The sequence below is a fragment of the Methylomicrobium sp. Wu6 genome (genome assembly GCF_035916875.1).
Taxonomy (GTDB): Bacteria; Pseudomonadota; Gammaproteobacteria; order Methylococcales; family Methylomonadaceae; genus Methylomicrobium.
In genome coordinates, this window is record NZ_JAXUHN010000018.1 from 1 (window position 1) to 13015 (window position 13015).

Annotated in this window: 11 protein-coding genes; 8 read left to right on the forward strand and 3 right to left on the reverse strand. The window is 54.2% G+C overall.

The genetic code is table 11. The annotated features are described in order from the left end of the window. Window positions 1–1000 precede the first annotated feature (1000 nt). Window positions 1001–2896 (reverse strand): transketolase C-terminal domain-containing protein, encoded by a 1896-nt coding sequence (locus U2W12_RS00580; RefSeq protein WP_326498731.1) that lies wholly within the window; start codon window positions 2894–2896, stop codon window positions 1001–1003. 288 nt (window positions 2897–3184) lie between these two features. On the opposite strand from U2W12_RS00580, the gene U2W12_RS00585 reads away from it, so the two are divergent. Next, window positions 3185–5356, forward strand: coding sequence for an AMP-binding protein (locus U2W12_RS00585; RefSeq protein ID WP_326498732.1), 2172 nt, complete (start codon window positions 3185–3187; stop codon window positions 5354–5356). Between the two features lie 281 nt (window positions 5357–5637). Here the strand turns inward: U2W12_RS00585 and U2W12_RS00590 are convergent, their stop codons facing one another. Further along, window positions 5638–6753, reverse strand: a complete 1116-nt coding sequence (locus U2W12_RS00590; RefSeq protein WP_326498733.1) for an inorganic phosphate transporter — start codon at window positions 6751–6753, stop codon at window positions 5638–5640. Window positions 6754–6805: 52 nt separating this feature from the next. Between U2W12_RS00590 and lplT the strand changes: the two genes are divergently transcribed. After that, window positions 6806–7984, forward strand: coding sequence for a lysophospholipid transporter LplT (gene lplT, locus U2W12_RS00595; RefSeq protein WP_326498734.1), 1179 nt, complete (start codon window positions 6806–6808; stop codon window positions 7982–7984). Here the strand turns inward: lplT and U2W12_RS00600 are convergent. Further along, entirely contained in the window at window positions 7968–9308 is a 1341-nt protein-coding gene (locus tag U2W12_RS00600; RefSeq protein ID WP_326498735.1) for an MFS transporter, read from the reverse strand. The two genes, lplT and U2W12_RS00600, sit on opposite strands and share 17 nt — an antisense overlap. Window positions 9309–9546: 238 nt before the next feature. On the opposite strand from U2W12_RS00600, the gene U2W12_RS00605 reads away from it, so the two are divergent. From U2W12_RS00605 to U2W12_RS00630, 6 genes are all read left to right on the forward strand, one after another. Then, a complete protein-coding gene (locus U2W12_RS00605; RefSeq protein WP_326498736.1) occupies window positions 9547–9969 on the forward strand; it encodes a hypothetical protein in 423 nt (140 codons plus the stop codon). A gap of 97 nt (window positions 9970–10066) precedes the next feature. Beyond that, window positions 10067–10270: a YciI family protein gene (locus U2W12_RS00610; protein WP_326498737.1), complete on the forward strand. Its 204-nt coding sequence runs from the start codon at window positions 10067–10069 to the stop codon at window positions 10268–10270. Between the two features lie 175 nt (window positions 10271–10445). Further along, window positions 10446–10928 (forward strand): VOC family protein, encoded by a 483-nt coding sequence (locus U2W12_RS00615; RefSeq protein ID WP_326498738.1) that lies wholly within the window; start codon window positions 10446–10448, stop codon window positions 10926–10928. A gap of 49 nt (window positions 10929–10977) precedes the next feature. Then, window positions 10978–11451, forward strand: a complete 474-nt coding sequence (locus U2W12_RS00620; protein WP_326498739.1) for a VOC family protein — start codon at window positions 10978–10980, stop codon at window positions 11449–11451. A gap of 60 nt (window positions 11452–11511) precedes the next feature. Beyond that, window positions 11512–12390, forward strand: coding sequence for a GyrI-like domain-containing protein (locus tag U2W12_RS00625; protein WP_326498740.1), 879 nt, complete (start codon window positions 11512–11514; stop codon window positions 12388–12390). A gap of 41 nt (window positions 12391–12431) precedes the next feature. Continuing rightward, the gene (locus U2W12_RS00630) at window positions 12432–12791 is read left to right on the forward strand and encodes a DUF1428 domain-containing protein (protein WP_326498741.1); all 360 of its coding nucleotides are present in this window, start codon (window positions 12432–12434) and stop codon (window positions 12789–12791) included. Window positions 12792–13015 lie beyond the last annotated feature (224 nt).

Here is a 13015-nt window from a genome sequence, read left to right on the forward strand (position 1 = left end):
GAATTAGGGTCGCAGCCCATAATCGGCTCAGGCGTCGTAACCCTAACGGACTTTTGGATAGCAGTTTCGTGCGGTGTGGATTCGCTAACGTGCAATCGGAATTGTTCATAACCGCTCCTTATTGTCTAATTGACCTAATCGATTAGTCTCGCCTCGATGTTGTTATTATCGTTTAACTATCTTTTAGGGCGGATAGATTTATCGGATGCGGGGGGACGGTTAGCTCCACCAGCATCTAGATATAGTGGCGGTCCTTGCTCAAAAAAGTCAACACTCCTATTAATTACTGGATCGTCACCGAGGCGTACCAGCATGATAACGGTAATTAACTTAACATGTAGTAGGTGGGGCTAACCGTCCACCTCACTATCGGATTATCTATTATCACAAAAAGTAACGATCAGCAAGAATTTCACTTTAAAATCGATGATCGCTGTTCAAAATTTTAGGGCCACCTCTCTATTCGCTGGTCTTCTTGCTCCTGGTTCTGCTGTCAAAAGACCTCATCGCGCAAGCTATTGAAAATTTTATTGGAAAAGCATCCTGGAGTCGGTACGGTAACGCACATTGGAGATAATCCATTTCTGCAAAGCATCCATGATGAGTGCGGTGAAGTCGTGAATGAACTTAAGCGATATTTGCGAACCGGTTCGCGCATCAAGTAATAACGCGACATGGTGGAGGTAACTGAGTTGCGCTCATTACCCTTTTCGCACCACCTGACATGCGGTTTTCCGCACCCGGTGGTTGAACTCGGCAACATAAGCTATCGCAAAATCTGATTGTCCATAGGTACAAATAGCGCAAATGCGGGGTGTTTAAGGCCATAGGCGGATTCGCGCCAGCCATCCGCCTAAATTAAAAGCAAAACAATCTTGGCTACGGTGGATTGCTTTGGGAACATCCGCCATGCCTTTGCTTTTGGCGGTTAGCTAAAATAGACAGCCTTCTTAAGCAAAAAAGGGCGCATCATGCGCCCTTTTTCATCAAGCCAATCGACTTACCGCATCGACTTGATCTTCGCGATGATGCCGACCGGATCGAGGCCTTGATGCGGGAATTGTTCCCACAAACCGCCGCAGCCTTCCTTGTGGGTACCGATATGCGCGAATTTAGGCGTGAAGCCGCGTTCGAGCAACCAGGAACCGTAACGGCTGCCGAGGCCGGTCTTGCGGTTGAACGATTCGACGATCAGCACCAACGGCGACTTGCCGACCTTGGCCAGCATGTCTTCATCGATCGCGTTCAAGGTCGGTTTGTTGATCAAACCGATATCGATACCTTCTTCTTTCAGGCGCTCGACAGCATCCAGCGCGCGGTACAACGCTTCGCCGAAGCTGATGATGTAGCCTTGGGTGCCTTCGCGAATTACTTCGTCCTTGCCGGAAACGAATTTGTAATCGCCGCCAAAGCGTTCGTTGCCGTTTTCGTCCAAAATGATCGGTGTTTTCGAACGGGTCGAGAAGATGAAACGCAATCCCTCATCGTGGAATACGCTTTCGACGCAGGCGCGCATTTGATTCGGATCGGCCGGGAAATACAGGTTAGTCGCATAAGCATCGTCCAGACCGTTGTCCGCGAACAGGCTGTTCAAACCGAAATGGCAGGTGTTGTCGGCCATGTCGTCGATACCGGAATGCGAATAATGGCTGAGTACGTTCGAATTGTTCAGGCGCGCCATCGTGATTTCGGAAATGTTCATTTCCAGAAACGCGCTGAAGGTGCCGAAAATGCCCTGTTTTCCTTTTTCCATGCCGAAACCGGCCGCCGCGGAGAAGTTGCCGCGCTCCATGATGCCGGAGGAAATGAAGACTTCAGGATAAGCGTTGTGAATCTTGATCAAGCCGCAGGAGCCTTCGAGATCGCTGTCGATCACGCGGACTTTGGCGATACGCTCTTCTTCGCTCATTTTACCCAATACCGCGACACAGGCATCGCCGAAGACGTTGCGGTTAGCGTCCCACTTATCGCTGGAGCCCTTGAAGGTGTAGTTTTGCTTGGCCGGCGTCGCGCTTTTCAGCAGCTCGATCGCCGCGGTGTAGCCGCGCGCTTCGAGGTATTCGATCGCGTGTTTGACCGAGATCACGTCGTGGCCGTGGTTCGAGCCTTCGATGCCCGGAATGCCTGGGCACATCTTTCGGTGATTGATCACCGCGACCGGGCCTTCGGTGTTGATCGCCTGGATGATCCGCGCATACAGGCCGTCGATGTCTTCGCCATCGCCTTCGAGCACGGTCACGCCGTGGCCGCGCAGGGTTTGCGCGGTCGAACAGCCTTTCAGGTAATGCGATGGGTGGCCCGCGATGGTCACATCGTTGTCGTCGATCAACAGTTTGACATTCAGCCCTTGTGCGACCGACAAACGCGCCGCCTCGGCGTCGTCCCCTTCCTGTTGCGAACCGTCGGAGCCCAGACAGAAAACGGTCTTGCTCGGATTCGCCATCGCCACGCCGTTTACATACGGCCACATGTGACCCAGACGACCGGAGCTGAATTTGACGCCGGGAGTAAAGCCCAATTCAGGGTGGCCCGGCAAATGGGAATGCGCTTCGCGGTACAGCATCAATTTTTCGGCGGGCATGTCGCCGTTTAATACCGACATCAGATATTGGGTCGCGACCCGATGGCCGGCTTCGTCGAAAAAGATAGGAACGAAGTCATTTGATCCGCGGAACAGCGCGTCCAGGATCATCACTTCGGGAACGGTGTCGTACGGACCGCCGGTATGACCGCCCACGCCCCGCGCCGCGCCGGTTGCGGTAAAGAAGACGATCGCATCGCGGCAAAGCTGGATATTGGCCTTGAGCGCCGCTTTTTGATCCGGCGATAATGTCGGATTGCCGGCAGTCAGCGAAACGCGCTTATAGGCGCCCAGATCGATTGGGAATTGTGCCATGATTGTGCTCTCCAATTGTTTTGTGTTTTTGTTATTGGGTGGTTTTTTCGCAACTCCTTTGCGATTATTTTGCCTCGGTCTATTTTAACCTAAAAAATCGCGCCGCCGCTTAATTTTGCTGAAAACAGGCAGGTTTTGACTCCATGCATCACAGCCGGCCAGCATCTTCATAAAATAGCCTGGATGGCAAATCGCCGACATTAATTGAACATTGTTTAATTAAGCGCTATAGTAATCTTCATTCCGGTGATTTTGATAGTTTGATAAGATGAAATGAGGAGGATTAATATGCTGAAACAACTTTTGCGTTTTACGGTAAAACTGATCATTAAAGTTCTGTACCGCATCGAAATTCACGGCATCGAAAACTACCACGCTGCCGGCAGACGGGTACTGATCGTCGCCAACCACACCTCATTTCTCGATCCGATGTTGCTCTGGTTGTTTTTACCGGACGACATTACTTTCGCGATCAATACACACATCTCGGAACGCTGGTGGCTAAGGCCATTCCTCGGGCTGTCCAAAGTGTTTCGGATGGACCCGACTCACCCGTTGTCATTGAAGGACCTCACCCATCACCTACAGCACGACACCAAAACGGTGATCTTTCCGGAAGGACGCATCACGGTCACCGGTACCTTGATGAAGATTTACGACGGCACCGCCATGGTCGCCGACAAATCGCAAGCGGCGGTGCTGCCGATACGGATCGAGGGAGCCAAATATACGCACTTTTCACGGCTGCAAAACGTAGTCCGTCTACGCTGGTTTCCGAAAATCATGATTCAGATTCTGCCGCCGACCCGGATTCAGGCGCCCGAGTATTTGAAAGGCAAGTCCCGCAGGCGCTACTGCGGTCATTTATTAGCCGACATCATGACCGAAATGATGTTTGCGACCAGTCATTACCGGCAGACGATATTTTCCGCGCTGCTCGACGCGCGCCGGGTTCACGGCGGCAAGTTTGCGATCGCCGATGATTTGGCGCGTAAACCGATCAGTTACAACACCCTGATCACCCGCACGATTGCCTTGGGCAATCTAATCGCCACGATTACTGAAACGAGTGAAAATGTCGGCGTGATGCTGCCAAACTCGACGAATACGCTCTGCGTGGTGCTGGGCCTACAAATGCATCAGCGCGTTCCCGCGATGCTCAACTTTTCGACCGGTTCGGCCAGCATGGTATCCGCCTGCAAAATAGCCCTGGTCAAAACGGTGCTCACCTCGCGTCAATTCATCGAAAAAGGCAAATTGCACGAAGACGCGGCGCATCTGGCCGAGAATGTCAGACTGGTTTTTCTGGAAGACTTGGCAAAACAGATGACCCCGACGACCAAACTGAAAGCCCTATTACTTAGCCATACCACCGGACTCTGGTACAAGTCGCACCACATCGATCCTGACCATCCGGCCGCCGTACTGTTTACGTCCGGTTCCGAAGGTACACCGAAAGGGGTGGTGCTGTCGTATTCGAACATCCTGGGCAATCTGAAACAACTCGAATCGGTGATCAATTTCAATCCGCAGGATGTGGTGCTGAACTTCTTGCCGATGTTCCACTCGTTCGGCTTCACGGTCGGTTCGATGCTGCCGGTACTGAACGGCATGCAAGTGTTCTTTTATCCGACCCCCCTGCATTTTGCGGTGATTCCTGAAATCGCTTACGAAATCAAGGCGACGGTGATGTTCGGTACGAATACCTTTTTGGCCGCCTACGGTAAAAAGGCCAATCCTTACGATTTTTACCGGATGCGTTACGTGGTCGCCGGCGCCGAAAAATTACAGGAAAACACCCGCGCGCTGTGGGCCGAAAAATTCGGTATCCGCATCCTTGAAGGCTACGGCGCAACCGAAACGACGCCGATCACCTCGGTCAACACGCCGATGTGCTTCAAGGCCGGCACCGTCGGCCGCTTTATGCCGAGCATGAAATATCAACTGGAACCGATCCCCGGCATCGAAGGCGCCGGCCAATTGCATGTGAGCGGCCCTAATATCATGAAGGGCTATCTGCTCGCGCCGAATCCCGGCAAACTGGTGCCGCCCGAATCGAAATACGGCAAGGGGTGGTACGACACCGGCGACATCGTCTCGGTCGACGATGAAGGCTATATTACGATCAAGGGCCGCAGCAAACGCTTCGCGAAAGTGAGCGGCGAAATGGTGTCATTAACCGCGGTCGAACAACTGGCGATCGAAGCCTGGCCGGAAGCCCACCATGCCGCGGTCAGTTTGCCCGATCCGAAAAAAGGCGAACAGGTGATTCTGCTGACCACGCACAAAGGCGCCACCCTGCATGACCTGGCCAAATCGGCGGTCGGTGTCGCTCAAATCAGTCTGCCGAGGAAGGTGATCGTCATTGACGCAGTGCCGGTGCTGGCGACCGGCAAGACCAATTATCTGGCGGCAACCGAACTCGCTGCTGCCCAGGTATTAAAAGCTGAAAATAGCTAATTCCGGGAAAAATAAGTTTAAATGGACCTCAGCATAGCAACATGCCGTGCTGAATTCCGTATCCAGGTTTGATGAAAAGCGTCCTTAGAACTCCTCAGAACTGTCGATTGACTCTTACGTCATTCCCTATCGTCAAACAACCTGGATATCCCGCCGACGTATTCACTTATTCGGCGAGATCGACGGATGATTGATGCTTGCAAAAAGTACCAAAAACCCGAAAGTTTTGAAAACCCAGGGGGTCAACTGACTGGAGTTCCATCTCATTCCGCTCTCTCGATTCAACCAGGGCTGATGCTGTAAACCGCCCCGGCCATCAAGGCGGCACAAGGCAGCGTCAGCAACCAGGAAAGCACGATCGACTTGATCACCGACAGGTGCGCCTTACCCGACAGCAAGCCGATACCAAACAAGGCGCCGACCGAAACATGCGTGGTCGAAACCGGCATGCCGAGTCTACTCGCGAACACGACCAGCAATGCGGTCGTCAGATTGGCAGACAAGCCCTGATTGGGGTCGATCGGGGTGATTTTGTGACTCATCGTTTCGGCCACGCGTTTCGCGCTGAACAATCCACCAAGAATCATCATCGCGGCGACCAATCCGATCGAAAAAGGAGCGCCCAAAGCGGGAACCAACAGCAACAAGGCGGCGATTTTCGGCGTATCATTCAGTCCGCGCGCAAAACAGACCGCGCCGGCGCTAAGAAAATGAACGCCGTCGGCCATTTTCCGCCTATTCAGACCCAGCAATACGCGCGCCTCCCGATTTACGCAATCGGCTTGTTTGCCAACCCTGAAACGCCGGATCGGGCCGTCAAACCAAGCCACATTGGTAGCACCGTTGCCGGCCAATAGCAGCGTCTCAGACTCTTCCTCGCAAAGACAGGCATTCGTATCCGAAGGCATTCGTCGCCTTAATCCGGCCGCAACCCAGGTCATGATCATCGACGTCAGCATCGCGGCTATTGGACTTAACAGCAGCGGCAGCATAAAATGGCTGCCCAATGCGGCCAGATTGACTTCGCCGAATGCCGCGACCAATGCACTGCCGATCATCGCGCCGAGTAGGGCGTGTGTCGTGGAAACTGGAAAACCAAGCCGGGTCGCCAATATCACGGTAGCGCCCGCTCCACTCGCAACCGCGGTCATGAAAGGAATCGAATGCACGAGCACATCCTGTACCAGACCTTTGCCGGAAAATTTAAGCAATAAGCCTTGCGCGAGATAAAACGAACAGAGCGAACCCGCCAAGGTAGTTAGATTCGCCCACAGCAAGGCGCGCCGGTAATTTGCCGCGCCGCTGCCGAACAGCGAGGCGACGCCTTTGAAATTATCGTTGGCGCCATTCGCATAAGCCAGAAAACAAACCGCGATTAACAGGAAAGTGGTGGACATTGGCAACTCCCGAACGATTTAGGTTTAACGCTTTTTAACACGACTTCCCGTCATGAACAAACAAATCTATCCCTTACTGATCGCGCAATTTTTATCCGCCTTCGCCGATAACGCCATTCTGTTTGCGGTGATCGCGATCGTGATGAAGGCCGATCATCCGGCGAACTGGTATGTGCCGGCCCTGCAAAGCTCGTTTCTGGTCGCGTTCGTGGTACTGGCGCCCTGGGTCGGCGGCTTTGCCGATCATCATGCCAAGTCCAGGGTATTGATTGTCGCGAACATGATCAAGGCCTTGGGCGCCGGCTTATTATTCATGCATATCGAGCCGTTATTGGCCTATTGCATCGTCGGTGTCGGCGCGGCGATCTACGGCCCAGCCAAATACGGCATCCTGCCCGAACTTGCCGGGCATCAGTTTCTGGTCAAGGCGAACAGTCTGGTCGAGGGCTCGACGATCCTCGCGATTTTGATGGGCATGCAGATCGGCGCGAAGGTGGCCGATCAATCGACCGATTTGGCCTTGGCCGGCACGATCGTGTTGTTCGTCGTTTCGGCTTTGGTCACGCTGCTGTTGCCGGCCAAAGTGGCCAATCACCCTTCCACCGGCTCGAAAATACTCGAATTCGGACGGCAAATGGGCCAGTTTTTTACGACCCCGCGCTCGCGTTTTTCGATGCTCGGCGCGTCCTTGTTCTGGGCCACTGCGGCGACCTTGCGTGTATTGATCGTAGCCTGGGCGCCTGTGGTGTTCTCGCTCAATAACGCGACCGAAATCGCCGAACTGACGCTGTTTCTTGCCGTCGGCATCATCGCGGGGTCGGCGCTGGTGCCGCGCATGATACCGCTCGAACATTTGCGCCGCGCGCGTCTGCCGGCTTATTTGATGGGATTGTTCATTATCGGGCTTGGCTTCACCGACAGCCTCTGGCAGGCCCGAGGCACGCTGTTTTTTGTCGGGATGATGGGCGGCATGTTCATCGTGCCGGTCAATGCGGCGCTACAGGAATTGGGGATGCTCAGCATCGGCAGCGGCGCTGCGGTCGCATTGCAGGGATTTTTTCAAAATCTGGCGATGCTGATCGCGGTCGGCGGCTATACCTATGCCGCCTCGCAAAATGCCGATCCTGTGATCGCGATTCTGGTTCTGGGTAGTCTGGTGTTTGTGGCCACCTTCCTGGTCTCTTGGCATCTACCAGACAATACGCTGAATCCGTTTAAAAACCGCCGTTAGGTAAGGGTTGGTTGGCTGCCGCTTTTCCCCGACCTTCGTCGACTTTGAACAACAGCAGCAAGCCGAGCACAAAAAAGGCCAGCGTCGACAGCAGCGACAGTCGGTGATTGCCGCCGCTCCAGTAATTGATCAGACCATAACTCAACGGCCCTATGATCACCGAGAGCCGGTTGACCAATCCCCACAAACCCAGAAACTCGCCGGCCCGCTCGGCCGGTGAAAACTTGCTGACCAATGCGCGGCCGACCGCCTGGCTCGCGCCCATCGCGATCCCCATCATATTGCCGACGATCCACATATCCTCGCGCGCCTCGGCCAAATAAGCGCCAATCAGGGCGGCAATCCAGATCACCAGTGTGATGGCGAGCGTCGGGACCGAGCCGATACGGTCCTGCAACTGGCCGCACAGCAGCGCGCCGACCGCGGCGGTCACATTGATCACCATGATCAGCACGATCAACGATTGCGTATCGAAACCCATCACCTGCTGCGCATAAATCGCCGCCAGCACGATCACGGTGCTGACGCCGGACTGATAAACCGCCAGCGTGGCCAAAAACCAGATCAGATCGCGAAAGCGCCGGGCTTCCTGAAAGGTGTGACGCAAGCGGCCGAAACTTGCCGAGATCAAGGCACCGCTTAATCCTCCCGGCGACGGTATGGCGCGTTCCCGTAGCCAGAGAAAGGTCGGCGCGGCGGTCAGCGCGAAGATGCCGGCGGTAATCAGCAAAGTCACCGGCACCGCCTCGGCTTCGCTGATGCCTTGACGCTTCGCCCAGGTGATGTAGCCGAGGCAGAGCAGCAGGGTCAACAGTCCGCCAACATAGCCAAGCCCCCAGCCATAGCCCGACAATCGGCCCATCTTCTCTTCAGGCACCAGTTCCGGCAAAAACGCCGCGACCAGATTTTCGCCATACGCAAACATCACCACCGACAGCATCACCAGCGCCATGCCAAGTTGGTAATCGCCGGGCCCGACCAGCGCCAGCAAGGCGGTCGTCACGATGCAGCCGATTGAAGACCACAGCAGAAAACGCTTCTTGCAGGCCTTCACATCCGCAATCGCGCCAACCACCGGCGCACTGAGCATCACGATAAAATTCGCAAAACCGACCGACAACGACCAGAGCAGCGTCGCCAATCCGGGTGCAACGCCCGCCGCGCCGCCCGCGACCACGCCGACAAAATAGGTGCTGAAAATCGTCGTCTGCACAACGGTCGTATAGCCGGAATTGGCAAAATCGTAAAAAGCCCAGGCGATCAATTCCCTGAGTCCGGCATGGCCAATCGTTTGATTATCCTGATCTGAAGATTGCTTTTGCATACGGATAATCCCTAGAAATAGAAGAACGTATATTATCCGCTAAGGTCCAGATTTTGAAAGCAGAGAGCTCAACGATCGGCATAAAGACTCACTAATTTCTTCCCCACATGAATACCCTCTAAATTTTCTTGACAAGAAATCAATTTTAAGCATTAATTGAGTGCGGTTCAGATTCCAGGCTCATCGTAATCCTTGCTTTCCTATTTCAACACCTCTGTCAGCACGGTCGGATAATGGTGTGAAATACTGTAAAACCCAAATATCCCGCATGATTCATTACTTTGTCAGTCTTTCAAAAGGGAAGGTTGTGCTTTGGTGCTATTTGATTTGGTACATTGTAACGATCATCCACTATTTTGACCCGTCTATCCGGATTTGGCTGAACTCACTCGGCATCAGTCTAGTCATCGGTTTTGCGCTGATGCTGAGCGCTTCCAAACCTCGCGATGCAAAAGTCGATTTTTGGCAAACATTTCGCTTATTTATGATGCCGTTTTGTGTTTCCAGCTTTTCTTCGTTGATCAAGGGGCAAGGATATATTTTGATCATCCCGCCAAACCCGACAGAACAACTGATTTCGATCGGCGCCTGCATGCTATTTGTATTGTTTGTATACGGCATAAAGTTATTTAACCATCGTTTGGCAAATCGTTCGCTATAAACGCATTACGACGGATGCGATTGCCGCCCTGCATGCCAACGCGGCCGATACCGCCAGTACCGACTAGAATGGCATCGTGTTCTATTACGATAGCCTCTTGACCGCATCACCTTCGCCGGTCGGGGAACTGAACCGCGCGGTCGCTGTCGCAATGCGCGACGGCCCGAAGAAGGGTTTAGGCCTGATCGACGCCGCTAATCTTGACGAAGCGATTGCGATAGCCGGCCGGATTCCGGCGGCAACGAAAGGCACCGTTGAAATTCGGCCGCTGGTCGAACTGGAAGGCCTGCCAAAAATTTAATCGATTTTTTTTGCGTACGGTATGTCGAACAGGTTCATCCCCGATCGACTATGAATCACAAACCCATCATCGAAGGTGAAACAAAAACATTCCTTTCGATGATTTGAACCCATCGCCGCAGCCCATTGAAAATGGTGGCGGCACGCTTAATCAACTTTGTATTGAGGAGACCACTATGAACAACCCAGAAAATCCCGCGAATTCAGCCTGCATGCCAGGCGTAGTCCCCCACCTGGTCTGTGCCGGCGCGGCCTCGGCCATCGATTTCTATACCCAAGCGTTCGGAGCAACCGAAATGATCCGGCTTCCGGCCGCAAACGGCAAGCTGATGCATGCCTGTTTGAGCATCAACGGTGCGGCCGTGATGCTGGTGGACGAATGTCCGGAACAAGGCATGCTCGGGCCAAAATCCCTGAAAGGCACGCCGGTGACGATCCACCTGACGGTTCCGGATGTGGATGCGTTATTCAACCAGGCCGTGAATGCCGGCGCCACCGTGATCATGCCGGTTGCGGATATGTTCTGGGGCGATCGCTATGGGATCATCGAGGATCCGTTCGGACACCGCTGGTCGATAGCGACACATCAACGCCAGTTGACGAAAGAGGAACTGGTCGAAGCCGCGCGCGCTGCCGAAGAAGCCTGTCTCAAAAAATAATCCACCGCCGGCTTGATCCGGTTATTCAGAACCTTTCAGGAGTGTTGCGATGTCGAAGATTACGCCTTTTTTATGGTTCGACGGCCAAGCCGAAGCGGCGGCGAATTTTTATGTTTCGGTTTTCGAAGGCTCGAAACTGCTCAATGTGTCCCTTTACGGCGACGGCGCGCCGATGCCCAAGGGTACGGTCATGGCGGCCAGCTTTCTGCTGGCCGGCCAGGAGTTCATCGCATTGAACGGCGGCCCGCAATTTACCTTCTCGCCGGCCATCTCGTTCGTCGTGAACTGCGAGACCCAGAATGACATCGATCATTATTGGGAGAAATTGGCCGACGGCGGGGAGCAACTGCAATGCGGTTGGCTGACCGACCGCTACGGCGTGTCCTGGCAGGTCGTCCCGACCATTTTGGGCAATTTGCTGTCCGACAGCGATGTCGCCAGGTCGCAGCGGATCATGACGGCAATGCTGCAAATGCGCAAGCTGGACATCGAAGCACTGAAACAGGCGCATCGCGGCGACTGATGGCAGCCGCCGGATCAAATCATCAACAAAAAGCTACCTTGCAATCAGGAGACACAGCCTATGAAAGTCATGGTCATGGTCAAAGCCAGCCCAAGTTCCGAGGCCGGAACAATGCCGAGCGAGGCATTGTTGGCCGCAATGGGCCAATTCAACGAAGAGCTGGTCAAAGCCGGCATCATGCTGGCGGGCGAAGGACTCCAGCCCAGTTCGAAAGGCGTTCGAGTCCGTTTTTCCGGCCAGCAGCGCACGGTCATCGACGGACCGTTCATCGAAACCAAGGAACTGGTCGCGGGCTATTGGTTGTGGCAGGTCAAATCGATGGAAGAAGCGATCGAATGGGTAAAACGCTGCCCGAATCCGTTGCCGGAAGAGTCCGAAATTGAAATCCGCCCTTTGTTCGAAGCCGACGATTTCGGCGACGCCTTCACCCCGGAACTGCGCGAACAAGAAGCAGGCATTCGGACTATGGCCCTGGGACTTGGCGCCGTCCGCTTTGAAAATCTGGAAACACGCACGATAGCCGGGTTAAACGCACGCTTTTCCCTGGAAACGCTCGGCAATATCCCGCTGCATTGGCAGCGCTTTGTGCCGCATTTGGGCCATATTCCAAGCCAAAGTGGCAAGACGGCTTACGGCGTTTGCTGGAACCCCGGCGAAGGATGCAGTTTCGATTACCTGGTCGGCGTCGAAGTCGACGTTACCGCGCATTTACCCGCCGGCTTCGAGCACCTACAATTGGCGGCCGGGCGATATGCCGTGCTGACTCATGCCCAGCACGTCGGCTCGATCAAACAAACGATTGATGCCATTTGGACGCAATGGGTACCGGACAGCGGACTTCATATCGCCCCGCAGCCCTGGTTCGAGCGCTACACCGAAGCATTCGACCCGGCCACGGGGCTCGGCGGCATCGAAATTTGGCTGCCATTGGCCGAATAAACACAAACCACTACAGCTTTACTTTTGTAGGAGATACCATCATGGCTTACATCGACGGCTTTTTACTGCCACTGCCAACCGGCAATATCGACGAATACCGCCGGCAAGCGCAAGCGGCCGGACAAATCTGGATCGAGCACGGCGCGTTGGCATTCCAGGAATGCATAGCGGACGACGTGACGAGCCAGGGCACGCTGACTTTCCCGGAACTGATCAAAACGCAGGAGAGCGAGACGGTCGTATTCTCGTATATCGTTTTCGAGTCACGCGAGCACCGCGATCAGGTCAACGCCAAGGTGATGGCGGACCCGCGCCTCAAAAACCTGTGCGATCCCGACAACCTGCCGTTCGATTGCAAGCGGATGGCTTACGGCGGGTTCAACAGTCTGGTCTCGCTTTGAGCTTACTGAGAGCGCAACACTATAAGGACAAATCAAGGGCACAATAGGCGATAGCCGAATGCGGCCGCATGTGTCTTCGATCATCCGGCTCATTTCTCTATCGCTAATAAGTGCTTAGCAGAAAGTAAATTGGTATTGAGAGCCAAAACCAGCGCCGATTTCATCGATAGCCTCCTCAAGTTCGGTAGGTGTAAACGATTGGAATGGCAGCCACTCGTATTTCA

Excerpts from the sequence above, each read along its gene's own strand:
- U2W12_RS00580 (WP_326498731.1), bottom strand. The coding sequence starts at position 2,896 with ATGGCACAATTCCCAATCGATCTGGGCGCCTATAAGCGCGTTTCGCTG.
- U2W12_RS00585 (WP_326498732.1), top strand. The coding sequence starts at position 3,185 with ATGCTGAAACAACTTTTGCGTTTTACGGTAAAACTGATCATTAAAGTT.
- U2W12_RS00590 (WP_326498733.1), bottom strand. The coding sequence starts at position 6,753 with ATGTCCACCACTTTCCTGTTAATCGCGGTTTGTTTTCTGGCTTATGCG.
- lplT (WP_326498734.1), top strand. The coding sequence starts at position 6,806 with ATGAACAAACAAATCTATCCCTTACTGATCGCGCAATTTTTATCCGCC.
- U2W12_RS00600 (WP_326498735.1), bottom strand. The coding sequence starts at position 9,308 with ATGCAAAAGCAATCTTCAGATCAGGATAATCAAACGATTGGCCATGCC.
- U2W12_RS00615 (WP_326498738.1), top strand. The coding sequence starts at position 10,446 with ATGAACAACCCAGAAAATCCCGCGAATTCAGCCTGCATGCCAGGCGTA.
- U2W12_RS00620 (WP_326498739.1), top strand. The coding sequence starts at position 10,978 with ATGTCGAAGATTACGCCTTTTTTATGGTTCGACGGCCAAGCCGAAGCG.
- U2W12_RS00625 (WP_326498740.1), top strand. The coding sequence starts at position 11,512 with ATGAAAGTCATGGTCATGGTCAAAGCCAGCCCAAGTTCCGAGGCCGGA.
- U2W12_RS00630 (WP_326498741.1), top strand. The coding sequence starts at position 12,432 with ATGGCTTACATCGACGGCTTTTTACTGCCACTGCCAACCGGCAATATC.